This is a genomic window from Nocardia huaxiensis, from assembly GCF_013744875.1.
Lineage (GTDB): Bacteria > Actinomycetota > Actinomycetes > Mycobacteriales > Mycobacteriaceae > Nocardia > Nocardia huaxiensis.
The window spans coordinates 4,886,693-4,913,032 of the sequence record NZ_CP059399.1 but is presented as its reverse complement, the minus strand read 5'-3'; the positions used below and the strand labels follow the sequence as shown (position 1 = coordinate 4,913,032).

12 protein-coding genes, 1 tRNA gene and 1 pseudogene are annotated in these 26,340 nt (G+C 67.8%); 3 read left to right on the top strand and 11 right to left on the bottom strand.

Annotated features, from left to right (window positions below):
* Positions 1-34 precede the first annotated feature (34 nt).
* Together H0264_RS22135 and H0264_RS22130 are read right to left on the bottom strand one after the other, a co-directional pair.
* The gene (locus H0264_RS22135) at positions 35-1,945 is read right to left on the bottom strand and encodes a proton-conducting transporter transmembrane domain-containing protein (protein ID WP_244976274.1); all 1,911 of its coding nucleotides are present in this window, start codon (positions 1,943-1,945) and stop codon (positions 35-37) included.
* Positions 1,946-2,013: 68 nt separating this feature from the next.
* Positions 2,014-2,490, bottom strand: a complete 477-nt coding sequence (locus tag H0264_RS22130; RefSeq protein ID WP_181579304.1) for an NADH-quinone oxidoreductase subunit B family protein — start codon at positions 2,488-2,490, stop codon at positions 2,014-2,016.
* Between the two features lie 424 nt (positions 2,491-2,914).
* On the opposite strand from H0264_RS22130, the gene H0264_RS22125 reads away from it, so the two are divergent.
* Positions 2,915-3,145 (top strand): hypothetical protein, encoded by a 231-nt coding sequence (locus H0264_RS22125; RefSeq protein ID WP_181579303.1) that lies wholly within the window; start codon positions 2,915-2,917, stop codon positions 3,143-3,145.
* A 512-nt stretch (positions 3,146-3,657) separates the two neighbouring features.
* Here H0264_RS22125 and H0264_RS22120 read toward each other — a convergent pair.
* From H0264_RS22120 to H0264_RS22110, 3 genes are all read right to left on the bottom strand, one after another.
* The gene (locus H0264_RS22120) at positions 3,658-5,022 is read right to left on the bottom strand and encodes a PAS domain-containing protein (protein WP_181579302.1); all 1,365 of its coding nucleotides are present in this window, start codon (positions 5,020-5,022) and stop codon (positions 3,658-3,660) included.
* A 410-nt stretch (positions 5,023-5,432) separates the two neighbouring features.
* Entirely contained in the window at positions 5,433-5,660 is a 228-nt protein-coding gene (locus H0264_RS22115) for a hypothetical protein (protein ID WP_181579301.1), read from the bottom strand.
* Between the two features lie 1,868 nt (positions 5,661-7,528).
* Positions 7,529-7,798 (bottom strand): hypothetical protein, encoded by a 270-nt coding sequence (locus H0264_RS22110; RefSeq protein ID WP_181579300.1) that lies wholly within the window; start codon positions 7,796-7,798, stop codon positions 7,529-7,531.
* Positions 7,799-7,814: 16 nt separating this feature from the next.
* Between H0264_RS22110 and H0264_RS22105 the strand changes: the two genes are divergently transcribed.
* A complete protein-coding gene (locus H0264_RS22105) occupies positions 7,815-8,048 on the top strand; it encodes a hypothetical protein (RefSeq protein ID WP_181579299.1) in 234 nt (77 codons plus the stop codon).
* A gap of 128 nt (positions 8,049-8,176) precedes the next feature.
* Here H0264_RS22105 and H0264_RS22100 read toward each other — a convergent pair whose 3' ends face one another.
* Positions 8,177-9,424 carry a S8 family serine peptidase gene (locus tag H0264_RS22100; protein WP_181579298.1) on the bottom strand — a complete coding sequence of 416 codons (1,248 nt, stop codon included), beginning with the start codon at positions 9,422-9,424 and terminating at the stop codon, positions 8,177-8,179.
* A 305-nt stretch (positions 9,425-9,729) separates the two neighbouring features.
* Here H0264_RS22100 and H0264_RS22095 point away from each other — a divergent pair, with 305 nt between their 5' ends.
* Positions 9,730-10,011: a tyrosine-type recombinase/integrase gene (locus H0264_RS22095; RefSeq protein WP_181579297.1), complete on the top strand. Its 282-nt coding sequence runs from the start codon at positions 9,730-9,732 to the stop codon at positions 10,009-10,011.
* Between the two features lie 87 nt (positions 10,012-10,098).
* Here the strand turns inward: H0264_RS22095 and H0264_RS22090 are convergent.
* From H0264_RS22090 to H0264_RS22070, 5 genes and pseudogenes are all read right to left on the bottom strand, one after another.
* Positions 10,099-10,172 (bottom strand) — tRNA-Met (locus H0264_RS22090).
* Positions 10,173-10,235: 63 nt separating this feature from the next.
* A complete protein-coding gene (locus H0264_RS22085; RefSeq protein ID WP_181579296.1) occupies positions 10,236-11,288 on the bottom strand; it encodes a TIGR03617 family F420-dependent LLM class oxidoreductase in 1,053 nt (350 codons plus the stop codon).
* Entirely contained in the window at positions 11,285-16,465 is a 5,181-nt protein-coding gene (locus H0264_RS22080) for a type I polyketide synthase (protein ID WP_220139812.1), read from the bottom strand. The genes H0264_RS22085 and H0264_RS22080 overlap by 4 nt, the downstream gene beginning before the upstream one ends.
* 244 nt (positions 16,466-16,709) lie before the next feature.
* Positions 16,710-24,812, bottom strand: a pseudogene (locus H0264_RS22075) (type I polyketide synthase); the annotation flags it as partial.
* Between the two features lie 99 nt (positions 24,813-24,911).
* Positions 24,912-26,336 carry an MFS transporter gene (locus tag H0264_RS22070; protein ID WP_181579293.1) on the bottom strand — a complete coding sequence of 475 codons (1,425 nt, stop codon included), beginning with the start codon at positions 26,334-26,336 and terminating at the stop codon, positions 24,912-24,914.
* Between the last annotated feature and the right edge of the window lie 4 nt (positions 26,337-26,340).

Here is a 26,340-nt window from a genome sequence, read left to right as displayed (position 1 = left end):
ATCTGGGCCGCGCCGGCCACGTACGCGAGCCCGGTCACCGCGCCACCAGCAACACGATCAGCACCCCGGCCGCGCCATAGGCGAGGTACAGGTGCACATTGCCGGTGTGGGCACGGGACAGCGCGAGTGCCGCCCACCGAATGACCCGAATCACGGGACGGTACAGCCGATCTTCGACCGCGTCGGTGATCCGCGTGCGGTAGGAGACCCGCTCGACCAGATACCGGGATTCGGCCACGTGGGTGATCTCGATATCGGTGTCCGGGCGCAGCACGTCGTCGAAGACCCGTTGCAACGGTTCGGCGAAAGAGGTTGCCGTGTACTGCATTCGCGCGGACGTCCGGCCCGCGCCACACGCCCACAACGGCAGCGTCTCGGGCGCGGGATTGCTGCGGGCGCGCCACTTCAGCAGGGCCGCGACGGCCACGGCGGCTGCGGCCACCGCGGCCGCGACAGCACCGGGAGCGATGCTGCCCGCGAGCCCGGGTAGGCGGATCGTCCAGGCCAATCCGGTGAATTCGGTTCCGGCCGAGGCTGGTAACGCGCCGACGACGCGGCCGACAGCAGGACCGACCGCCGCCGGCACCACGGACAGCACCACACATGCGGCCGCCGCGACCGCCATTCCCCCCACCATGGACGCCGGCGCCTCTCGCGCGGCAGCGGCCCGTGGTGAGCGTGGGCGGGCCAGAAATCCGATGCCGAACGCCTTGACCATGGCAGCCACGCCCAGCCCGGCGGTCAGCGCGACCGCGCCGACGGCCAGCGGCGCGGCCAACGCCACCACCGAATCATTCTGTGTACCTGGGTGAATCAGCGCTTGTACGAGGAGCCATTCGCTGACGAAGCCCGCGCCCAGCGGCAATCCGGACGCCCCGAGGGCCGCGATCCCGAACAGGGTCGTGGTCGCGGGCATCCGCCGGGCCAGTCCGCCGAGCCGATCAAGATCCCGCAACCCGGTCGCGACCAAAACCGCACCCGCACCCAGGAATCCGAGGCATTTGAACGCCGCGTGCGCGATCAGATGCAGCATCGCCGCCGCCATGGCCACCGTGGCCGCGGCACCCGCCCCCGCGGCTGCGAACAGCGTCGCGGCCCCCAACGCGAGCGTGATCAAACCCATGTTCTCGACAGTCGAGAACGCCAGCAGCCGTTTGAGATCGGACTGCACCGATGCCTGCAGCACGCCGTAGATGGCCGTCACCGCGCCGAGCGCCAGCAGCACCACCCCCCACCACCGTGGTCCCGGACCCAGCAGTTGCAGCTCGAAGCGCACGATCCCGTAGATCCCGAGATTCGTCATGGCCGCACTCATCAGCGCCGACACCGGGGTGGGAGCCTCCGGGTGCGCCCGCGGCAGCCACGCATGCAACGGCACCAACCCCGCTTTCGACCCGAACCCGGCCACGGTGAGCACGAAGACCGCGGCACGGGCACTGTCCGGAACACCCGCGAGCGCGTCGAAACGATCCGTCCCGCCCACTGCTGCCGACGCCACCAGCAGACCTGCCAGGATCGCGACGAAACCCAGCTGCGTCATCACCGCGTAGAACACGCCGGCCCGCCGGGTGACCGCCCGCCCGTGCTCGGTGAACACCAACACCAGCGAGGCCAGCGCCATCGACTCCCACGCCAGCAGGAACGTCGTCACCGCCCCGGCCACGGGCACCAGCAGCATCGCCGCCACGAACACCGGCAGCACCGCCAGCGACAACCGGCTCAGCCGTTCGCGGCGCGCGTAACCGATCACGTACACGCCAACAGGCACAGCGACCGCGCCGGTGAGGGCCAAGAAGAACCCGGCGAGCCGATCCAACTGCAGATACACCCCCGCCAGCGGCAACAACCACCCGACACTCAATGACCGCGCCGGACCCAGCAGCCCGGCGATTCCCACCGCCACACCGCACACACCCAGCGCGCTCGTCACGACGCCGGACACCACCGAGCCGACCGGCTCGTGCCCCGGGGGTACGGCCGGGTCCCCCGCCCTCGTCGTCGTGATCGTGGCGGTCACCGCCCGGTCACCGACCGCAGCGCCGCCACGATCGCCTCCGGCGCCGGCGGACACCCGGGAACCTCGATATCGACGTCCACGATCTCACCGACCGCCCCCGCGACCCCGTAGGCTTCGGCGAACACGCCACGGTTCAAAGCACAGTCGCCACAAGCGATCACGACCTTGGGCCCAGGCGTGGCGGCGTGCGTGCGACGAAGCGCTTCGGCCATGTTCCGGGTCACGACCCCGGTCACCAGCAATCCGTCCGCGTGCCGCGGGGAGGCCACCAGCCTCGCACCATAGCGTTCCGCGTCGTACACCGGCCCGAACGCCCCGGAGATCTCGATCTCGCATCCGTTGCAGGAACCCGCGTCGACATGCCGCAATTGCAGCGAACCCCGCAGCGGCGCAGGCACATTCGCGCGCGCCGGACCCGGGGGCGCCGCGTCGGCCACCCTGCCCGTCCGCAAGATCGTGCGCAGCCAGCCCATGGCGCGTCACCACCGCGCCGGGACAGTGCGAGAACCCGCGAGTACGTCACTCACGCGACAAGATGTAGCAGAAACTCGGCGTGTGTTCTACTGATTGCGAAACAATGCAATGCAGAAACCACATACAATAAGAACCGACCGCCACGTTCGCCGAAGGCGACCGGGACCGATGCGGGACAGGGGGCGCGTCACACGGCGTGTCGGCACACGCAGCATCGGCGTCGCGTTTCGACGACGCCAGCCGGCACGCGCCAGCCCTCCCGGGCCACTCACTTCCACTTTCCAAATCTTCAGCCGCACAACCGGATTCGCACTCGAACGAGAGTGCGACGACTTACCATCAATTCGGTGGCTCGCGGTCTCGCGTCCGCCCCGCGCACCCATTGGCTTTGTTGTCCCATATCCACGCAGAAGGTGGTTGGTGATGAACGACTTGGAACGCCGAGTCCGCCAAGCGCTCCTCGATGCCAGGCAGGCCCTGGCACTGGGCGATCCGGGAACCCTTGCGGATGAACTGGCCGCGCTACGCAGCGAAGTCCTCGCCGCCCAGTGTTCCGACGAGGAACGTCGCAGGCTGCTCGAACTCTGCGATGCCGGTCTGAAAAGGGTCGGGTGGGCGACGAAACGCACCGGACGCACCCCGCCCCAACAATAGGCAGCTCCGGGGCTCACATCGGGCCCACCCTCCCCGCAGGATCCCACCGCTCCCCGGCGATATCATACTTGCTAATATTAGAAAACAAATATGGAGGTGAGTGCACTGCGGGTCACACCGATCTACCGGCTACGCGGCCGGATACTGCGATGTTTCGATTGCGGCCTGTTGTGCCGTACTTCCGCACTCGCACCCGGGTCACGGTCGTGTCCCGAATGCGCGGCACCAACCCTCGTGGTCGTCAGCACGGGAGAGCTGTTCTCCGACGGCGTCCGCAACTGAAGGACGCTCAACTACGAGGTCACCGATTCGGGTCCGTTGGCGGTACCGGTACGGGCGCGGGCAGCCCGGACGGGTCTGGCCATCACCACCGATCCGCGAGCTGTTGCCTACCAAGTGGTGCATCACCGTCAGCATGGCGTGATGAGCCGGACAATAGGCGAAGGCCGAGCTGCCGATCGCGCTGCTCTGCGATTCGGTTGCTCGGGCCGGCTCTCTCGGCACGGTCGCTGTCAGCGGGCCGTGTGCTTGATCACCGTCCACTGGTGTCGCAGCCTGTCGGTGTCGATCACCACTGTGGCACTGCGGAATTCGGCCCCGAGCTCATGCAGGAGCGACATCCAGTCCGCGCTCGCCACGATTTCGGCGTCGATGAGTGCGAGCTGGTCCGCGATCAGCGGCCCGGCCTTGTACCGCAGCACGAGGATCCGCCATTGCCCCAGGAATCGGCGGAAGCGGTCGAGGGCGGCGGCGGCTTGTTCGGTGACGGCCGCGACCGCCGCCAGTTCGCCGTTGAGGCGGTGAACCTGCTCGGCCATTTCCGCCAACCCCAAGGCCGCCGCATCGCACAGCAGTGGCACCGCCTGCAGCGACTGCGGCGGTGCGGTGCCGTCGATCACCTCGGCCGCGAACGCGGCGACCGTGGTGTTGTGCAGTACGGCCAGCGAGATCCGGAAGCGCAGTCGCAGCACGTCGGTGCGCAACCGATCCAGTGCTGTCGGCAGGCTGCGCAGCGCCGTCACCGCGTCCCGCATCGGATCGCCCATGACGCGAGCGACATTCGCCAGGACCGGTGCGGTGTCGGCCACGGGCCGAGAGGCTTCCCGTGCGGCCTCGACGGATATGCCCAGGCGGCAGGCGATCTCGATCACCCGTTGGGCGGCGACCGTCAGCCGCTCGCACAGCAGTTGGTAGTCGGCCAGCCGCCCGACCAGAGGAGCGAACTCCGCGTCCAGTGCGAGCGCGGCCGAGAGTGTCTGCCCGACCGGTCCTTGCGAGTCCGATCGCGCGAAAGCCTCGCGAACCGAGTCCGCCCGCACCGATATCTCGGCTGGCAACGCCGTCGCCATGAACTCGTCGTAGGAGGCGAAACCCTGGTGGCGCAAGGCTTCTTCGACGGCCACCCGCCCGCACACCGCCCGTTCGCGGCGCCCGACACCGGCGGCTGCGGCCAGGTCCTCGACGGCGCGCGCATGCGCGTAAACCGCCGCGATCCGCTCGAAATACACACTGCGCGAGGCGATTCGGACCGAGAGGTAGCCATCGTGCAGCGGGCTCATGGTGGCGAATACCCAATAGGCCGAGCCGTCCTTGGCACGATTCTCGACGAACCCTCCCACCGGCCGGTTCGCGCGCAGCCGCTCCCAGATCAGCTCGAAGACCCCGGCAGGCATATCCGGGTGGCGCACCAGATTGTGCGGCGCGCCCACGAGTTCGTCGAGTGCGTAGCCGGAGACTCGTGCGAAGACCGAATTGCCGAGGCGGATAACGCCGTGGTGGTCGGTGGTGGAGAAGAACAGCTCGGTCGCCCCCAAGGGCACGGCATCGCCGACGACCGACGGTTCCTCGAGCGGGAGTATGTCCTCGGTGACCGTCATGCGGTCAGACACTCGCGGTTTCGTGCCTTGCCGATGAATTCGGCGCTCTCCCCCGTCGTCCCCTGCCCCGTCGCATACACCGCGGCAATACGCCGCACCCTCGAACCCATGCCCGCAAGCCTGCTGAGCGAACGGCGACCCGGATCAGAGGCATGGGACCCGAGGCGACGGGACCAAGGACCTCATTCGTCGGCTGAAGGTCGCCGAGAACCTGTATTCGAGTTGCAGCGACGGCTCCGCCTCGGGATCGTCGAGTTCGGCCTGCGGGGCCGGGTCGAGTTCCAGATCCTCGGGGTCGACGACGAAGTCGACGCCCGCGCGCACCAGCCCGTAGAGGGCGTCTATGTCTCCGGCGGGGTCACAACCGATTCGGCTGGACCCCGCAATTTCTTGATGTCAACCGGGATCGTCTAATCGGCGGGTAGGAAAACAGTGAGGGTCGCCCGTCCATTCTCGCTGTCCACAGCCATTTGCCATCTACCATCCGCAGATTGTGCGAGAAGCCGTTCCGGATCCAGCGCGATACCGAAGGGGCGCAAGGCATCTACGACTTCGGACAGGGTCTGGTACTGATACTCGCGGATCGACATACCACGGGCTGCCGTATCGGACGAAACGGCTCGCAGTCTGAACACCATGGCGCACGAGGGTATACGGTCACAGCTGCGGAAACGCTGGAAGTTCCTTCCCGAATAGTCCTCGGATGAAAGGACTTTCGCCCCTACTGCGCGAGACGGAAAGGGCCGCCGCACCGCCTCCGAACGCGTCCGCTCAATTCTGACGCGACCGCAGCCGCACGGCGGCGAGCGGAACGAAACCCGGCCCCGTTCCGTGGATTTCACCCGTGCCGGTCAAGCGGCGAAGCATCGCGCGTGCGATGCGCTCCCCTTGGATCTTGGCCCGAGCAGCGGTCGGCTCCGCATGCCGAAGCAGTGCTCGTGCCCAGAAACTCGCGATCCGGGGGAGGTGTGATTCCAGGTCCATGGCCGCGATCTCGGTGAAGCACGGGGTCGCCACGACCAGTGATATCTCGCGCTGTTCGCATGACTGCATTCCATTCGTCGAAGGTGCGAGAACTTCCCAGGCCGATGGCGAAAAGACCTGTCCGCGACGCATTTGCGGGGTGGACGGGCCACTCTGGTTGGCAGGGGTAACGGTCAACCTTGTAGTGGTTCGTCGCGGACAGGTCTGCCGGTTATCCGGCGACTGGAAGTTTCCACCACGGCTACGGGGACCACACGAGTCCAACGTCCCCGAGGACCAGGGACCTTCGGCCCCAGCACGATTCATCGGCTGCACGGGACGCTCGCACGAAACAACAACCGCCCGACTCATTTTCCCGATCGGATCCCATGTCACAGAATTCACGCGTGCCGTCGCACGATGTGCCGCGGCTGGGCGCGGTGGACATAGCCTTTCGCCCGTACCCATACGTCCCACCCAACACCGGAGACGCCGCCACCAACCGTGCCGATGCTGTGGCAATGCAATACGTCAGCACCGCCGCGATCCCCAACGCGAGTAGCACCCACGACCCCGCCACCCTCTTCGGAGCGCTGGCGCCAGCGGCAGGGCGCCCGTCGCGAACGCGGAAACCAGGTGCAATTATTTTCCGGACAAGAATCCCGTAACCTACGCGGAGGTGAGAGGCCAGTATGCGATCCCACCGGAACAACGGTATCGAAAGGGCAGATGCTCCACGTGATTTGCCACCTGGCAAACAACTCAAATAATGATTGGCACTCTGTCGAGACCGCATTCCGAAACCGTGGATGGATCTCCAAATCGAATATGCAGTCGGTGTCCGTTCCGGCTTGCCATGCGTAGCGGTCTGGCAGTTCAGGTCGAAACGCCGCCCGGCTGAACCGGGCGGGTCACGGCGTTCTCACCCGACCTCCACAGACCCGCACTGATGCTATTGCGCGACAATCCGCACCAGATGCGGGTGGGCACAGGCACTTTCGGGAATCGATGAGGGTTCTCACGCCAGATTCTCGGAGTGCCCGTGCCCGCAACAACTCTCCCGCCCCTGCCGGTCTCCGATGCCCTCGAACGGCACGACTCACCGGTACCCGATGGGCATGCTCTTCGCGATGGCGGTCCCGGCTCGCCCTGGACACCGCCACCCTGACAGCCCTCGAACAATAGAAGGCAATGAAAACGGCCCCGGAACCAGTGGTTCCGGGGCCGTTTCCCTAGTAGCGGGGACAGGATTTGAACCTGCGACCTCTGGGTTATGAGCTCATGAGGACACGTTCCCATGCGGGTCGGCGGGTACCGCAGAATCCCATCTGTGCCGGTCAGCGGGGTGTCGCCCGTACCGGTTTGTCCTTATCGTTCCACCCCTTTCGCTGGATTCCGCCGTGTTCGGTTGCCAAATCCGTTGCCAAACACGGCGGATTTGGGGATCGGTATCGCGTCGAGAAGTAGCGAGCAGTCGGCCCTGACAGGGGCTCAGCGCCGCCGCAATCGGGCGAGCCGGGCGGTGCGTGACCGCACCGGCCGATCACGAAGCCTGCCACAGCGCATGCCGCCAAATCCCCGCCAGCGCTTGTAGCGACCGGTCCCTGCTCTCGCCCTCCCCCAGCAGCAGATCGGCATGCTGCCCGGTGGCGATCGTCATACCGATGGGCGCCCGCAGGGTGGTGGAGGGCGCGGAAACCGTCGGTGCCGCAACCGGATCGGCGGCCAGCAGCAGCGCCACGCGGTCGGCGATCCTCGTCATACCGCTCGTGATCAACTCACGCAGCTGCGCGTCGTGGGCACTCGCCCGCATGCATGCAGTAAAGAGAGTGAGCACGAACCCGGGGGAGATTCAGGACGGCCGACTTCACGGTGGTTTCCTTGATTTTCGCGTTCGACAGCACCCCGTCGATATTCGCGCCGTCTTTCACCGCGACGAGATGGACGTTGGGGACGCCACGACCGCGTTCAGCCTTATCTACGGTGATCCTCGGCTTGTGCTCGGCGGGTTCGGCGGTGGCGGGATCGCCGATGCGACAGAGGTTGAACATTTCTCCGGGTGATACAGCAGTGCACCGCGACCGAGGTTGGTTGCGGCGCACTGTTATTCGTGCTTCCGGGAGCTTTCCGCGGACCGTCGATCAACCTGTCGTTGAGCGGGCGGTGTCTCGCGGGCGGTTCGCCTTGACGGTTACAGGCCGCCGGTGTTGAGGAGGCGGTTCACCGTGTTCGGGGTAGCGTTGCCGTTGAGCTTGGGCAGCACCACGTCCTTGGTGGATTTGTCCTTGATCCAGTTGGTGATCACCGTGTGGTGGGCGTCGCCGTAGGTGGACTTGTACAGGGCCCCGACGCCGGAGACCATCGGCGCGGCGAAGGACGAACCCCTACCGATCGCGAAGCCGCCACCAGCCATCGGCATGGGGACCCACTCGCCGGGTGCATAGAGTTGGATGCAGGGTCCCCAGTCCGAGCTGTCGGCAGCGTGGTCGTTCTTATCCGTATGTGCGACCGCAACCACTCCCGCCGCCTCGGCGGGGTAGGCAAGGCATGCGTCATTTCCGCGATTGCTTGTGGAATTCGTGATGAACATGCCATTTTCCGCAAGGTTGTTGACCAACCCGCGCAGCACCAGAGACTCCCATTGGTCGAATATGTTGCCAGGTCCGTCGACATTGAACGATAGGTTCACCACAGCGGGCTTCTGGGCATGCCCCAACACCCAGTTCAGGGCCTTGTGCACGTTTGTCATGGTGGACCTCCCGTCGCAGCCGGTTATGCGGAGGGAGACCAACTTGGCCTGCTTGGCCACGCCGTACTTGGTGCCGCCCAGCACGCCTGCGACACCGGTGCCGTGCTGGAAGCCCCCACAAGCGGCGGTTTGCGGCTCGGTGATGATGTCGGTGATGCCCTCGGAGGCTCGCCCGCCGAAGTCTGGGTGAGTGATGTCGATGCCACCGTCGATGACGTAGGCCGTGACGCCGGCGCCGGTGGCGGTCGTGGTGTAGCTGTTGTCCAGGGGCAGCGCCGCCTGGTTGATTCGATCGGCCGCCCACCCGGGAGCCGGTTCGTCGGCCGGAAGGTGCCAGTTCTCCATACCCGTCGCCGAGCTGGTTACTATCCATCGGTCCTCGAGGATCACTTCAACCCCCGAATCCTCTTGCAGCGCTTCGACCTGATGCTTCGAAAGCTTCGCGCTGAAGGAATTCAGCCCGGGTGATACGACCTTGGTTTCCTTGATCTTCGCGTTCGACAGCACCTTGTCGATATCCACCCCGTCCTTCACCGCGACGACATAGATGTCCTTGATGGCACGACCGTTTTCTGCCCGACCGACGGACACCTTCGGCTTGGCCTCAGCAGGATCGGCGGCCGCGGGGACCGCGGCTGCGGCAAGTATGGACAGTGCGGCGAGCGGCAGCGCCAACCAGGTCTTCTTCACGTGATGAAATCTCTCTTCGTATGGTGGAACGCGTTGTTCCGCAGGTAGAGCAGGTCTACGTGAAGCCGCAGCGCGCAGATGTCAGCGTTGGCCATGAGTTCCCACCCCGCTCGGTACCGTACGGACCCCCATGCATATGTGAAGTGCATACGTTTCAAATATGATGAGCATCACTCTGCATAGGTAGCCGCCGGTGTCGAGCCCCTGAGAATGTGGGCGGCTGGCGGTTCGAGCAGTCGGGTACTGGTGTGATATAGCTCACATTGAAGCAGTCTGCTTGCAGGTAGGGTTCGGCTGGCCGCCCCGTGCACCCCGATTCGATCCGGGAACGCTTCAAGCGGCTCGCCGCCCGCGCCGGACTCCCCGAGATCCGCTTCTACGACCTCCGCCACACCTACATCACAGCCTCGCCGATGGCCGGGGTCAGCCCGAAGGTGGTCAGCCAGCGCGCCGGGCACGCCGACGTCGCCTTCACCATGAAGACCCACCAGCACGTCGTGCCCGGCATGGACGAAGACGCCGCCGCCCGCGCCGGCAGCTACATGCCGAGACGCCGCGAAACCCCTGCGACGGCACCGCATCCATGAAACTGAGTTTGGCTAATGATGCCAAACGTGATGCCAAACCAACGCGAAAACGGCCCGGAACCAGTAGGTTCCGGGCCGTTTTCCTAGTAGCGGGGACAGGATTTGAACCTGCGACCTCTGGGTTATGAGCCCAGCGAGCTACCGAGCTGCTCCACCCCGCGTCGGTACAGAGAACGCTACACGGGGAGGGGGGTATACGCCAAAACGGGTGGTGGGGCGGGGGATTACGGGGTGCGGGTGGTGGCGCGGAGGGCTGTGGTCAGGGCTTGGCCGTGGTGTGGTTCGGCTGTGTAGAGGACGGGTGCTATTCGGTCGGCTATGTGCGCGAAGCGGGTTCGGGTTTTGCCGAGTATGTCGTCGTGGCGGCCGGTGAGGGTGAACAGGTCGAGGATTTCGTCGGTGATCAGGCGTTGCATGCGTTGGGGCTGGTCGGGGGCGCCGGAGAGGAAGATTTCGGTGACTTGGTCGCCGAGGTGGGCGAGGCCGTGGAGGTCGAAGAGGGCGCGGGCGTCGGCGGGGCTGCTGTGGAAGGCCAGTTGCAGGCGGGCGCTGGCTGCCGCTGTTTCCTGTTCGAGGGGTGAGTCGCCGACGATGGTCATGGGCAGGCACATGATCGTGAAGTCGGCGCGGGTTCTGCCGGATCTGGTCAGGCCGCGTTCGACGGCGGGGAGCAGGACCTCGGTCAGGTGTTTGACGGTTGAAAAGGGCGGGGCGATAACGCCATCGGCGATTTCGCCGGCGAGTTCGGCCATTTTGGGGCCGACCGCGGCCAGGAAGATGCGGGGTGGGCCGTAGGGGTTGGGGGGTGGGCTGACGTAGGGCGGCATGAGGGTGTGCGTGTAGAACTGGCCGCGAAAGTTGAGGGGGCGGTGGGTGTTCCAGCTCTTCCAGATCGCTCGCAGCGCCCCGACGTACTCGCGCATCCGTCCCAGTGGCCGGTCGGAGGGCATCGAGAAGCGGTTGGCGACGTGGCTCTGGTGCTGGGGGCCCAGGCCGAGGATGAAGCGGCCCTTGGTCAGGGCTTGCAGGTCGTGGGCGGCGTAGGCGAGGGTCATCGGGCTGCGGGACAGGGCGACTGTGACGGAGGTGCCGAGGGCGATGGTTGTCGTCGCGGCCGCGGCGTAGGCGAGGGGCAGGAAGGGGTCGTGCAGTCGTTCGACGGACCAGAAGCCGCCCGCGCCCGCGCTTTCGCACGCGGCGGCGTCCGCGGCGATCGTGTCGGCGGAGAATTCGGTGAAGGACTCCGGGTCGATCAGCCTGTCGATGCTGGGATTCATGAATTCACCGTTCCTTCAAGCTGTTCGCCGAGATGTGCGGCCAGTTCCGCGACAGTGGGGTAATCGAAGATCAGGGTCGAGGGGAGGGTGAGGCCGGTGACGATTTTCAATCTGTTGCGGAATTCGATGGCGGTGAGAGAATCCAGGCCGAGCTCGCTGAAGTGGATGTTTCGCTCCGTATCGACTTCCTCGGGGCGGTAGCCGAGTACGCCCGAGACGGAATCCAGGACCACGTCCAGGAGGGCGCGCTCGCGTTCTTCGCCGCTGTGGCCGCGGATCTCGGCGGCGAAGGTTTGCTCGGTGTCAGCGCGGTTCGTCTTGGCAGACACCAGGTTTCGCTTCGAGAGCCGCACCGGGGCCAGGGTGGCGTCGTCGGAGCGCAAGGCCAGGTCGAACAGGTGCAGTCCCTCGGCTTCGGTCAGAGCCTCGATTCCAAGCCGTTTCATGCGCAGCAGGTCGCTCTCGCGCAGATGTCCTGTCATGCCGCCGGATTGCTTCCACAGCCCCCACGCCAGGGAGGTGACCTTGCGGCCACGCATCTGCCCGTATTCGGCCAGGCCGTCCAGGAATGCATTGGCGGCTGCGTAATTCGCCTGTCCTGCGCCACCGAGAACGCCGGCGATCGAGGAGAACAGGACGAAGGCCGACAGGTCGTAGTCGGCGGTTGATTCGAAGAGGTTCATGGCGGCGTCGACCTTGGGGCGGAACACGGTTGCGATATCGGCGGCGGACATCGATTCGATCGCGCTGTCGGCCAGTACGCCTGCCGCATGCACTATTCCCTGCAGGGGATATGCCGCGGGAATGGTGTCGAGCAGCGCGCGCACCGCGCCACGGTCCGCGATATCGCAGGCCACGACCTCGACCGCTGTGGCACCGGCCGCCAGTAGTTCCCGCTTCAGATCGATTGCGCCGGGAGCCGTGAGTCCGGCACGGCTTACGAGCAGCAGGCTCGGCGTCCGGTATTTCTCGACCAGATGGCGGGCGACGGCAGCGCCCAGTGCGCCGGTGCCGCCGGTGATCAGCACGGTGCCGGCGAAACCGTCGAATTCGGTGAGGGAGGGCTGCGCGTTGATCAGTCGCGGCGCGTACGCGCGTCCATCGCGGATGGCGATCTGTGATTCCCCGCAAGCCACGGCGTCGACGAGCGCTCTGAGCGAGTCATAGTTTCCGTCGGTGTCTACGAGCACCATTGAATCGGGATGTTCGGTTTGCGCGGACCGCACCAGGCCCCAGACTGCGGCGGCCGCGAGGTCGAGTTCCTCGGAACCGTTCACCGATACCGCGTTTTCGGTGAGGATTATCAGCCGGGACCGGTTCGGCCGTGCGACCGAATTCCATTCCTGCACCAAATCCAGGACGCGGCAGGAGATCTCGAATGCGGAGCCGGCTGTCCCGTTCGCGTGACGCTTTGATCTGACGGTTCGGACGACCCGCGTTCCCGAATCACTGTCGCCGGCGATCTCCGCGACACTCTCCACGGAGAACCGGCAGAAGATATCCGCTCTGTCGAGCACGGCGTAAAGGTCGGTGCCGTCGACGACCCATTCACTCGCCAGGTCTTCGCCGGGCTGTGCATCCAGTTCCCGCCAGTCGAGGGTGTACAGCGAATCCGTTGTGGGACCGCCGGCCCGAGTCATGAGATTCCCGACCGTGCCGACCACGCGTCCGTCGAGGTCGCTGAGTGCGAGAGTCCACGAGTCCGCGCCGGCCTTGCGGCCGTGGACGCGCACGGCGGACGGCCCGGTGGTGCGCAGGCTCAGGTCACTCCAGGAGTACGGGAGGCCGATCTCGCCTCCCGGGCGGTCGCCGATCGCCAGGGAGTGAATCGCGGCATCCAGCAGCGCGGGATGAACAGCGAAACCGCTTGCCTCCCCTAGGACCACGTCGGGCAGCTGTACTTCCGCGAAGACCTCCTCCCCCACCCGCCATGCGGCTCGAACGCCACGGAACGCAGGGCCGTAGTCGATCTTGTTGTCCGCGAGCCGGCGGTAGCCGTCGGCCACATCGACCTCGCTCGCGCCGGCGGGCAGCTCGTTCACCGACGATTCGTGCGACACCGGTATCAGAGCCAGCGTGCCCTGCCCGTGCAGGACGCGGGGCGCGTCGCCCGTGCGCGAGGTGATCGAGATGGCGTGTGCCCCAGCAGTATCGGCAGCGGAGACACGTACCTGTAGCGAAACGCCGCCGTGCTCGGGTATCACCAATGGTGCGACCAGCGTCAGCTCACGCACTCCGCCGCACCCGACCTCTCGTGCGGCTCGCAATGCCAGTTCGGCGAATGCGCTGCCGGGCAACAACACCGCACCGTCCACGGCGTGATCGGCCAGCCAGGGATGGGTCCGCAGGGACACGCGCCCGGTGAACACCCAGCCCTCGTCCTCGGCCAGCTCCACCACCGCACCCAGCAGCGGATGTCTGGCGTCTCCGAGGCCGAGACTCGCCGCATCACCTGCGGCGGTGTCGGTTTCGAGCCAGTACCGCTGCCGCTGAAACGCATAGGTCGGCAGGTCCACCCGGCGGCCGCCACGACCCCGCAGCACCGATGGCCAGTCCACGCCACCGCCGGACACCTCGATTTGGGCGAGGGTCGCGAGCACGGTGGCCGATTCGCTGTGCCCCGGCCGCAGGGCGGACACCGTCACCAGATCCTGTCGATTCACGGCCTGTTCGATCAGCGCGGACAGACCGCCCGCCGGACCCAGCTCGACGAAGCGGGTCACGCCCAGCGCGCCCAGCGATTCGATGCCGTCCGCGAACCGCACCGTGTCACGCACATGGTCGACCCAGTGTGCGGGCGTGCGCAGCGACTCGTCCGCGAGGGCGCCGGTGCGGGTGGACACGATCGGAATGCGCGGCTCGGCGTAGGCGATACCCTGTGCGACAGTGGCGAATTCGTCCAGCATGGGCGTCATGAGCGGCGAGTGGAACGCATGCGACACGGTCAATTGTTTCGTCCGCCGCCCCTGCGCCCGCAGTGTCTCGACGATCTTCGCGATCGCTTCCCCGGCACCGGACACGACCACCGAATCCGGTCCGTTGACGGCGGCCACCCCGCAGTCGTCGGTCAGCAGCGCCAGCACCTCCGCTTCGCCGACCTGCACTGCCGCCATCACACCGCCCGCCGGCAGGGCGTCCATGAGACGGCCGCGCGCGGCCACGAGTGTGGCGGCGTCCTCGAGCGACCACACGCCCGAGACATACGCGGCGGCCAGTTCACCGATCGAGTGCCCGGCAACGAAGTCTGGATGCACACCCCAGCCGGCCAGCAGCCGGAAGAGTGCGACCTCCACGGCGAACAGTGCCGCCTGCGTGAAACCGGTTCTGTTCAAGAGTGTTTCGTCGTCACCCCACATGATCGACCGGAGTGAGCAGCCCAGTCGCGTGTCCAATGCCGCTGCGACCCTGTCCAATTCGCTAGCGAACTCCGGAAATGCCTCGTAGAGTTCGCGTCCCATGCCGAGCCACTGCGCGCCCTGCCCCGGGAACACGAACGCCGTCCCACCGGCTCCGGCCACCCCTTCGGCCACACCGGACGCCGGCTCCGCACCGGCTACGGCCTGAAGACCCGAGACGAGCCCGTCCCGATCGGCAGCCGTCACCACCGCGCGATGTTCGAACCGCGAACGCGTATCCACCAGTGCGGCAGCCACATCGAACACATCCACCGACGGGTGGTCGGCAATGAACCGCGCCAGGGCGCGCGCCTGCCCTGCCAGTGCGTCCCGGCTGCGCGCGGACAGCACCCATGGAACCGGCATGTCGAGCGGAGCCGATGACACCGCAGCAGCCGCCTCGACCACCGGCGCTTGTTCGAGCACCACATGCGCATTGGTCCCGCTCACACCGAAACTCGACACCGCCGCCCGCCGCGGCCGATCCACCTCCGGCCACGGCACTGCCTCGGTCACCAGCTCGACAGCACCCGCCGTCCAATCCACGTGCGGCGTCGGCTCATCGACATGCAGGGTCGGTGGCACCACCCCGTGCCGCAGGGCCATGACCATCTTGATCACACCGGCCACTCCCGCCGCCGCCTGGGTATGACCGATATTCGACTTGAGCGAGCCCAGCAGCAGCGGCGAACGCCGGTCCTGGCCGTAGGTGGCCAGCAGGGCCTGCGCCTCGATCGGATCACCCAGCGTGGTGCCGGTTCCGTGCGCCTCGACCACGTCGACCTCGGCGGGCGACACGCGCGCGTTCGCCAGTGCCCGCCGAATCACGCGCTGCTGCGAGGGACCGTTGGGCGCGGACAGTCCGTTGGACGCGCCGTCCTGGTTCACCGCCGACCCGCGCACCACCGCCAGCACCTCGTGGCCACGCCGCAGCGCCTCGGACAGCCGGGTCACCACCAGCACGCCCGCGCCCTCGGCCCATCCGGTCCCGTCCGCGGACGCGGCGAACGCCCGGCACCGGCCATCGGCCGAAAGCCCGCGCTGCCGGGAGAATTCCACGAAGTTCACCGGTGTCGACATCACCGTCACACCGGCGACCAGCGCGAGCCCGCACTCCCCCGACCGGAGCGCGGACACCGCCTGATGCAGGGCCACCAGCGACGATGAGCACGCGGTGTCCACCGACACCGCGGGCCCTTCCAGCCCCAGCACATAGGACACGCGCCCGGAGGCGACGCTGCCGGCGCTGCCGAAACCGAGGTAGCCCTCGACCTCGCGCGGCACCTCCCGCATGCGGCCCGCGTAGTCGTGGTACATGACGCCGGTGTAGACACCGGTATCGCTGCCCCGCAACGATTTCGGGTCGATCCCGGCCCGCTCGAGCGCCTCCCACGAGACCTCCAGCAGCAGCCGCTGCTGCGGATCCATCGCGAGGGCTTCGCGCGGGCTGATCCCGAAGAATCCGGCGTCGAATTCGGCTGCGTCGTACAGGAATCCGCCCGACCGCGTGTAGGTCCGCCCGGCAGCGGCCGGGTCCGGATCGTACAGCCCGTCCACGTCCCAGCCGCGATCGCCCGGGAACTCGCCGATCACGTCCCGCGCGTCGGCGACCAGCTCCCACAGCTGCTCGGGCGAGGTGACCCCGCCCGGAAAGCGGCATCCCATCCCCACGATCGCAATCGGTTCGGACGCAGCCGATTCCAGCTCTCGATGGTCACGGCGGGTCTTCTGCAACTCCGCGGTCACCCACCGCAGGTTCTCCAGCATCTTCTCGTTACTCATGGACATTCCTCAGCTCTGTGTTGATGAATTCCAGCAACTCGTCCTCCGACGCCGATTCGACATCCATCTCGCCCACCGCGGCGGTGCTGTCGGTCGTCGCGTCTCGATAGCGGAGCAGGAGGTCTTCCAGCCGTTTGACCATGGTTCGGGCGGATTCATCGGTCGGTGCGGCGTCGAAGTACCGCTCCATTTCCCTGAGCGCGCCGTCGACGCCCTGCGTATCGGCCTTCGCCAGGACGGCCACCCGCAGGTGCTCGGCGAGCGCCGCGGGGGTCGGATAGTCGAAAAGGAGGGTGGCCGAAAGCGTCAGTCCCGTCACGATTTTGAGGCGGTTGCGCACCTCGACCGCGGTGAGCGAATCGAAGCCGAGATCGCGGAAGTTCTGCTCGCCGTCGACGGTGGCGACATCGCTGTGCCCGAGGACGGCGGCGATCTGCTGGCGCACCAGCGCGCTGATCACCTGCCGCTGTTCGGATTCGGGCAGCCCTGCCAGGCGTTGCGCCACATCTGCCTCGACGGGCCCGGCACTCCGCGAAACCCGTGTGCCGCCTGTGGAAATCAGGCTGCGCAGTAGCGCCGGCACACCGGCCGAATCGGCCTGAGCGCGCAGGGCGCCGAGGTCCAGGCGGGCGGTCAGCGTGTTCGCCCCGCCCTCGGCCAGGGCCAGATCGAACAGCTCGAGCGCTTGCTCCGATGACATCGGCGCCAGCCCGCCCCGGGCCAGGCGGGCGGCGTCGGCCGTGCCGAGATGTCCTGTCATGCCACTGGATTGGGCCCACAGACCCCACGCCAGGGATTGCGCCGGCAGCCCGATGCCACGCCGGTACACCGCGAAGGCGTCGAGGAAGGCGTTGGCGGCCGCGTAGTTCGCCTGCCCGGGAGTCCCGAAAACGCCTGCGGCCGAGGAGAACAGCACGAACGCCGACACCGGGCGCCCGAGCGTGGCTTCGTGCAGATGCAGCGCGGCATCGACTTTCGGTGCCAGCACCGTGTCGAGGCGCTGCGGGGTCAATGATCCGATCACGCCGTCGTCGAGGACGCCGGCGGCGTGAATCACCGCCAGCGTCCGGTCGATTCCGATGTGTGCGAACAGCTCACCGACGGCCGCGCGATCGGCGAGATCGGCGGCCACCACGGTCACGGACGCGCCCAGTTCGGTCAGCTCGGCGACCAGCTCTCGCGCACCCGGCGCCTCGGGTCCCCGGCGGCTGGTCAGGACCAATTGCCGTACCCCGTGCTCGACGATCAGGTGACGCGCCAGCAGCGCACCCACTGTGCCGGTGCCACCGGTGATCACGACGGTGTCCGCGGCCGACAGGGCCGTCGAGGACCGCGCCGAGGCGGTGACGCGCCGGAGCCGGGCGGCATGCAGCGTGCCCGCCCGCACCACCACCTGCGGTTCGCCCGAAGCCAGCACGGCGGCGGCGTCGAACTCCCCCTCGGCATCGGCCAGCACGATCCGGCCCGGGTCCTCCGCCTGCGCCGAACGCACCAGCCCCCACACCGCCGCGCCCGCGGGCGAGGTGAGGTCCTCCCCGGCGAGCGCGACCGCGCCGCGGGTGCGCACCAGCAGGGTCGAGGATCGATAGCGGTCCTGCGAAAGCCATTGCCGCACAGCGGACAGCACCTCGGCGAGCAGGTCGCGGACCGCGTCGGCTGCCCCGGCGCCGCAGTCGAGAACGACGATGTCGGGCATCGTCCGTTCGGGGTCGAGCTCGGCCCACGACCCGGTCGACACCGGCAGCGGTTCGGCCGCGACCGGCGACCACTCGACGCGGAACAGTCCGTCGCGATTGGCGCTCGACAGCTCCTGCGCCGACATCGCACGCATGGTCAGCGACTCGGCCGCGAACACCGGCCGCCCAGCGGTGTCGACGACCTCCACCGAGACGGCGCCGGGGCCGGTCGAGGCGATCCGAGCCCGCACCGCCCCGGCACCGGCCTGTCGCAGCGACACCCCGCTCCAGGCGAACGGCAGCACCAGGCCCTCGGCGAACTCGCCCAGGAAGACCGCGTGCAACACCACATCCAGCAGGGCCGGGTGGATCCCGTACTCGCCGGCGGGTGCGGGTTCGGGCAGGACCGCGTCGACGAAGACTTCCGCGCCGCGGCGGAACGCCGCGCGCAGGCCCCGGAAGACCGGGCCGTAGCCATAGCCCAGATCCGAGAGCCGGTCGTACACACCGTCGAGATCGATGGCGGTGGCGTCGGCGGGTGGCCAGGGGACCGCGGGTTCGGACGTCACCGGGACCGTCGCCAGTGTGCCCTGTCCGTGCAGTACCCGGGTTCCGGACTCATCCCGCGACATGATCGAAATCGTGTGGGCCCCGGTCTCATCGGCGGCCGACACCCGAACCTGCAGTGATACCGCGCCGTGCTCGGGCAATACCAGGGGCGACAGCAGGGTGAGCTCGCGCACACCGCCGCAGCCGATTTCGCCGGCGGCCCGCACGGCCAGTTCCACGAAGGCGGTGCCGGGCAGCAGCGCCACCCCGGCCACCGTGTGGTCGGCCAGCCAGGGGTGGGTGCGCAGCGACAATCGGCCGGTGAACACCCAGCCGTCGTGCTCGGGCAGTTCGACCACCGCGCTCAGCAGCGGATGCGCGGCGTCATCGAGCCCGAAGCCGGTCACGTCGCCGCCGGCGATGTCGGGTTCGAGCCAATACCGCTGCCGCTGAAAGGCATACGTGGGCAGATCCACGCTGTGAGCACCACGCTCCGGCAGCGTCCGCGACCACTCCACCGCACCACCGGAGACGAACACTCGCGCCAGCGCGGCCGAGAAATCCGTCAGCGTGCCGTGATCACGGCGCAAGGATCCGACGATCACCGCCTCCGCGCCCCGGTCACCGGCTTCCTCACAGGTGCCCTGCAGTCCGATGGTCAGCACCGGATGCGGGCTCACCTCGATGAACACGCTGTGCCCGGTCTCCAGCAACAGTCGCGTGGTCTGCTCCAGGCGGACCGTCTCGCGCAGGTTCGCGTACCAGTAGGCGGCGTCCAGGTCCTTGGTATCAGCTTGTGCGGCGGTCACCGTGGAGTAGAACGGGATGTTCGCGGAGCGCGGCGCGATATCGGCGAGTTCGCTCAGCAGCGTCTCGCGCAGCACCTCCACCATCGGCGAGTGCGAGGCATAGTCCACCGCGATCCTGCGCACTTGCACGCCGTCGCTCTCGCAGGCGCGCAGGAACCCGTCCAGCGCACCGGCCGCACCGGACACCACCACCGACCCCGGGCCATTGACCGCGGCGACCCCCAGTCCGGGGTCCGCGTCCGCCAGTCGGGCGCGGACCGCGTCCACGGGCAGCGACACCGTGGCCATGCCGCCACCGCCGGCCAGCTCCCGCAGCACCAGCCTGCTGCGGCACACCACCACCCGGGCCGCGTCCTGCAGCGACAGGCCACCGGCAATGTGGGCCGCGGCGATCTCGCCCTGCGAATGCCCCACCACCGCAGCGGGTTCCACGCCCATCGACTGCCACAGCCGCGCCAGCGACACCATCACCGCGAACAGCACCGGCTGCACCACATCGACGCGATCCAGCGGTGGCGCGCCCGGGGCCTCCCGCAGCACCTGCGACAGCGACCAATCCACCAGCGGCGCGAACGCCTGTTCGCAGTCGCCGATCGCCTGGGCGAATACCGGTGCGGTGTCGAGCAATTCGCGTCCCATGCCGAGCCACTGCGCGCCCTGCCCCGGAAACACGAAGACGGTCTTGCCGTTTCCGGCCACCCCCTCGACGACTCCGGGCGCCGACCGTGAATCTGCCACCGCCGCCACGCCCGAGACGAGTTCGTCCAGGTTCGTGCCGATCACCACCGCGCGATGCTCGAATCGCGACCTGGTCCGCAGCAGCGCCGACGCCACCGCCGCCACATCCGCGGACGGGTTCGCGGCGGCGAATCGCGACAGCGCGTGTGCCTGCGCCGCCAAGGCTTCCCGGCTCCGCGCGGACAGCACCCACGGCACCGAACCGCTGGCCGGATTCGAGGTCTCCGCCTCCACCGGGTCCGGGGCGGGGGCCTGCTCGAGGATCACATGCGCATTGGTGCCGCTCACCCCGAAACTCGACACCGCCGCCCGCCGCAGCCGTCCGGTCTCCGGCCACGCCCGCTGCTCGGCGAGCAGCTCGACCGCCCCGGCCGACCAATCCACGTGTGGTGTGGGCGCGTCGATGTGCAAGGTCTTGGGCGCCACGCCGTGCCGCATGGCCAGCACCATCTTGATCACACCGGCGACACCGGCGGCCGCCTGGGTGTGACCGATATTCGACTTCAGCGACCCCAGCAGCAGCGGTCCGCCCGCGCCCCGGTCCTGACCGTAGGTGGCCAGCAGGGCCTGCGCCTCGATGGGATCGCCGAGTCTGGTCCCGGTTCCGTGCGCTTCGACCACGTCGACGTCGCTCGCCGCGAGTCGCGCGTTCGCCAGCGCCTGCCGGATGACCCGCTGCTGCGCGGGACCGTTCGGTGCGGTGAAACCGTTCGACGCGCCATCCTGATTCACGGCCGAGCCCCGGACCACGGCCAGCACCCGGTGTCCGCGCCGCACCGCCGCGGACAGTCGTTCGACCACCAGCACGCCGACGCCCTCCGCCCAGCCGGTGCCATCGGCGGACGCCGCGAACGACTTGCACCGGCCGTCGGCCGAGAGTCCACGCTGCCGGGAGAATTCCACGAACACCGCGGGGGTCGACATCACCGTGACTCCGGCGACCAGCGCCAGCCCGCACTCCCCCGAGCGCACCGCGGCCACCGCCTGATGCAGGGCCACCAGCGACGAGGAGCACGCGGTATCCACCGTCACCGCGGGGCCTTCCAGGCCCAGCGCGTAGGACACCCGGCCCGATCCCGCGCTGGCCGCGCCTCCGGTGAGCCGATAGCCCTCGACGTCCCCCACGCCGGTCGAGTGGTAGCCGTATCCGGCCATCAGACCGGTGTAGACGCCGGTGTCGCTGCCCCGCAATGATTTCGGGTCGATCCCCGCCCTCTCCAGGGCCTCCCACGACACCTCCAGCAACAGCCGCTGCTGTGGATCCATGGCCAAGCTCTCGCGCGGACTGATGCCGAAGAACCCGGCATCGAAATCCGCCGCGTCGTACAGGAATCCGCCCGACCGCGTGTAGGACTTGCCGGTGGCCTCGGGGTCGGGGTCGAACAGGCCGTCCAGGTCCCAGCCGCGGTCGTGCGGGAAGTCGCCGATCACGTCCCGCGCTCCGGCGACGAGGTCCCACAGCTCCTCCGGGGAACCCACACCCCCCGGGAATCGGCACCCCATGCCCACAATGGCGACCGGCTCGGCGGCGGCCGATTCCAGCTCGCGGTTCTCGCGTCGCGCCTTCTGCAGCTCCGCGGTGACCCACCGCAGATTCTCCAGCATCTTGTCGCTACTCATGGAAGTTCCTAAGCTCTGGGTTGATGGGTCCGGGGCGGCGCCGTCCGCCGGGCCGCCCGCCCGCAGGTGTTCGGCCAAGGCCGCGGGGGTGGGATAGTCGAAGACGACGGTGCTCGAAACCCTGGTTCCGAGAATCGAATTCAGCCGGGTGGCGAGCTCGACGGACATGGCCGAGCTGACGCCGATATCGCCGAACTTCGCATCGAGGTGCACCAGCGGTGATTTCGCTGCGCCGACCAGTGCTGAGATCTGGGAGAGCAGAACATCTTCGACGCGCTGCGCGCTGACGTCGTGGGCCGGCGGGATGGACGAATCGGGAAGCCCCGCCGCCGAGGGCCACAGTGCCTGATGCTGAAAGGCGTACGACGGCAGCCGGACTCGGTGCCGGGGAGCATTCCGCAGGGGACCGGCCGGCCAGTCCACCTGTCCGCCTTGCAGGTGGAACCGTACGGCGGATGCGGTCAGGCGTCCGAGGTCGCCCTGGTCGCGCGCCAAAGTGCCGGTGACACCGGCTCGTTCGTGCCGAAACGTCACGGTCTCCGAGATGCTCGAGATCAGCACCGGGTGCGGACTCACCTCGAGGAAGTGCCGATACCCGGATCGAACGAGGTCCTCCACGGCCTGCTGGAATCGCACCTGTTCGCGCAGATTCCGATACCAGTATTCGGCGGTCAGCCGGTCGCCCGGAATCCAGCCGGGGTCCACCGTCGAGTACATCGGGATATCGCCCGCCGTCGGGGCGATGCCGCCGAGCTCGGCCAGCATCGGATCGGCCAGGCCCGCAACATGATCACTGTGCGATGCCCGCGACACAGCAATCCAGCGGGCACGGATTCCGGCAGCCTCGAGCGTCGCCGCGATGGCGGACAGGCGTTGCCGGTCGCCACTGAGAACGACAGCGCTCGGGCTGTTGGCGGCCGCGACGGAGACACCCGCGACGAGGTCCGCGGCCACACCCCGCACCGTCTCGACCGGCGCCTGCACCGAGAGCATGCCGCCCTCGGTTTCGACGGTCTCCATCAACCGTGAGCGGACGCAGATGACGGCCATCGCATCGTCGAGGGTCAGGCATCCGGCGATATACGCGGCGGCCACCTCTCCTTGCGAATGCCCTACGACGGCTGCGGGTTTCACACCCCAGGACGCCCACAGCCGGGCGAGGCCGGCCATCACCGCGAACAGGACCGGTTGTACGACGCTGATGCGCTCCGGGTCTGCCGCGCCGTCGGCCCGCCGCAGTACCTCGGCGATCGACCAGCCGAACCGGCTTCGGACGGCGCGGTCGCAGTCCTCGATCTCGGCCCGGAACACCGGGCTCTCCGCGAGGAGGGCCTCCCCCATGCCCAGCCACTGCCCGCCCTGCCCGGGGAAGACGAAGACTGTGCCCCTGGGGGATTCGACGGCGCGGCCGATGTCCGAGTGCTCCCCCGGGACGCCCGCGGCGATCTCCGCGAGACCCGCGCGGACCCCATCGCGGGTCGGGCTCGATATCGCGGCACGAAACGCGAAGGTTTCCCTGGTATCGACGAGAGAACCAGCCAGCGCGGACATCGACAAGTCCGGGCATTCGTCGAGCATGCTCGTCAATCGTGCGGCCTGCCCGCGCAGCGACGCCATCGATTTGGCGCTCAAAAGCAAGGGCACGCACGGTAATTCGGGTTCGCCGCCCGCTTCGGGGACAGCCGCCCGCGGTGACGCCTCGGCGACGAGCACATGGCAGTTCGTTCCGCCGATCCCGAAGCTGCTGACACCGGCGATGCGAGGACCGCCACGGGTCTCCCAGGCTGCGCGCCGCGTCTGGACCGCAAGCCCGTATCGCTCGAAATCGATTGCCGGATTGGGGTTCTCGAAGTTGATACTGGGCGGAAGCACCCCGTGTTCGACAGCCAGCACCGTCTTGATCAAACCCAGAATGCCCGCCGCACCCTCACAGTGCCCGATATTCGTCTTGACCGAACCGACCGCGACAGGCTGGCCCGCCGGCCGTCCCGGCCCGAAAACCGCTCCCAGCGCTCGAGCTTCCACCGGATCACCGACACGAGTTCCGGTGCCGTGCAATTCGATCAAGCCGATCGTTTCCGGTTCGACACCCGCGCGCCGGAGTGCGTCCCGGATGACGCTCGCCTGGGAATCGGCGGCGGGCTCGGTCAGCAGCGGGGAGGCCCCGTCATTGTTGACGGCGCTGCCGGGCAGCACCGCATAGATGTGGTCGCCGTCGGCCAGCGCCTGGTCGAGGGCCTTGAGCATGACGAATCCGCCGCCTTCACCTCGCACGATGCCATTCGCGCGTGCATCGAAGGTGAAGCATTTCCCGTCCGGCGACAGCACCCCGGCGTACTTCATGGCCGTCGTCGAGTCATGCGCCAGATTCAGATGGACGCCACCGGCCAGGGCGATATCGCACTCCCCCGACCGGATGCTCTCGCCGGCCAGATGCACCGCGAGCAGTGACGACGACTGACCCGAATCAACGGTGAAACTGGGACCATTCAGGCCCAGCGCGAACGACACTCGATTCGCGATGATGCCCCGGTTGAGCCCCGTCAGCATGGTCGGATCGGCGGCCTCGCGCTCGATTCTGGCCATGACCGCGGCGAAATCACTGCTGCTCGCGCCCACATAGACGCCGGTCCGAGTCCCCCGCAAGACGGACGGTTTGACCCGCGCGTCCTCGATCGCCTCCCACGCCAGCTCCAGCATCAGCCGCTGATGCGGATCCATGATCGCGGCTTCGGCCGCCGGCAGTTCGAAGAATTCATGGTCGAACGCATGCGGTTCGGAGAAGAACGATCCGACAATGGGTTCGTCCACGTCGTAGGCGGCGCCGAGCAATCCGTATCTGGCACGCGGTATTTCACCGACAGTGGATCCGCCCTCGCACACGAGCTGCCAGAGAGCGGACGGTGAATCGACTCCGGGGACCCGGCAGGACAGCCCGACAACCGCGATTGCGTCGTACACCAGGGATCATCCCCTAATTTCCAGTGAACCAATTGAATTCGAGGTACGCCCCGCTACTGCCGCACCGCTTTCGCGGCAGTAGCGGTAAACGAATCAGGCAGCGGCGGCAGGCACCGGCAGCGTCAGCACCGCGACCGCGGCAATCGCGGCCAGCACCGCCTCGGCGATCGCGGCCACCGCCGTGGCCGGGCCGAAGCCGTGATCCGCGGCCACGGTGAAGAACAGCGCCCCCACGCCGGCCACACCGAACGCCACCGCGACCTCCTTGGTCGTGGACCACGCGCCACTGGCGGCGCCGGTCGCCGCGACGGGCACCTCGGCCAGCACGATGCCCAGCAGCGGAATCATCAACAGCGCCTGGCCGAATCCGATGACGGCCTGCACCGGCGCGATGCTCAGCGGCGTCAGCGATTCGAAGCCGGTGTTCATCTGCACCGCCATCACCAGGCATGCGGCGGTCACGAGAGCACCGCCCGCGAACAGGGCCGTCCGCCCGAACTTCGCCACCAGATGCCGCGAGACCAGCGCGCCGACCAGCAGCGCCACCGTGTACGGGCCGAGCGTCAATCCGGCCTTCACCGGGCTGTAGTGCAGGCCGTACTGCAACGCCACGGTCAACGTGAGCAGCAGCGCGCCGGAGGCCGCGAAGATCGCGAAACACACCAGCAGCCCGCGGTTCACCCCTTTCACCCGCATGAGCGACATGGGCAGCAACGGCATGTCGCCCCGTCCCTCGATGCGGCGTTCGACCACGATGAACAGCCCGATCACCGCCACCGACGCGGCCAGCAGCACCCAGCACCAGGCCGGCCAATCCTGTTCGCGCCCAACGGTCAGCGGGATCAACAGCAGCACCATTGCGCCCCCCAGCAGCGCAGCGCCGGCACCGTCGATCGTCGTCGCCTGCGGCGCGCGCGTCTCGGGAAGAACCTTCCGGGCCGCCAGCACGCCGGCGATGCCGAACGGAATATTGATCAGGAAGGCGAATCGCCACGACAGCCCGAAGATATCCGCGGAAATCAGCAGCCCACCCAGTATCTGGCCGACCGCCGCGGAAATGCCATTGGCCATGCCGAACAGGCCGAGCACCTTCTGTCGTGATTCCCCGTGATACAGCACCTGGATCATGGACAGGGTCTGCGGCACCATCAGCGCTCCGGCCGCGCCCTGTGCGACCCGCGCCGCGATCAGCACCTCCACCGAGGTCGCCACGCCACACACCGTGGAGGCCACGACGAAACCGGCCATGCCGATGATGAATACCCGGCGACGCCCGAAGATGTCACCGAGGCGACCGCCGATGACCAGCAGGCACGCGAACGCGACGATATACCCGGCGATCACCAATTCCAGCGCGGCGGTACCGGCGTGCAGGGTCGAACTCAGCGTCGGCAGCGCCACATTGACGACGAAGGTATCGAGAATATTGAGCATGGTGCCGCCCAAGATGATGGGCAGCAGCCAGCGACTCGGCGCGGTCGGCGATTCCGCCGACCGTTGCGTATCGATTGTGGACATTCCG

Coding starts and splice junctions, on each gene's coding strand:
- H0264_RS22130 (WP_181579304.1), bottom strand. CDS start 2,490: ATGGGCTGGCTGCGCACGATCTTGCGGACGGGCAGGGTGGCCGACGCG.
- H0264_RS22125 (WP_181579303.1), top strand. CDS start 2,915: ATGAACGACTTGGAACGCCGAGTCCGCCAAGCGCTCCTCGATGCCAGG.
- H0264_RS22120 (WP_181579302.1), bottom strand. CDS start 5,022: ATGACGGTCACCGAGGACATACTCCCGCTCGAGGAACCGTCGGTCGTC.
- H0264_RS22115 (WP_181579301.1), bottom strand. CDS start 5,660: ATGGTGTTCAGACTGCGAGCCGTTTCGTCCGATACGGCAGCCCGTGGT.
- H0264_RS22110 (WP_181579300.1), bottom strand. CDS start 7,798: ATGCGGGCGAGTGCCCACGACGCGCAGCTGCGTGAGTTGATCACGAGC.
- H0264_RS22085 (WP_181579296.1), bottom strand. CDS start 11,288: ATGAATCCCAGCATCGACAGGCTGATCGACCCGGAGTCCTTCACCGAA.
- H0264_RS22080 (WP_220139812.1), bottom strand. CDS start 16,465: ATGAGTAACGAGAAGATGCTGGAGAACCTGCGGTGGGTGACCGCGGAG.
- H0264_RS22070 (WP_181579293.1), bottom strand. CDS start 26,336: ATGTCCACAATCGATACGCAACGGTCGGCGGAATCGCCGACCGCGCCG.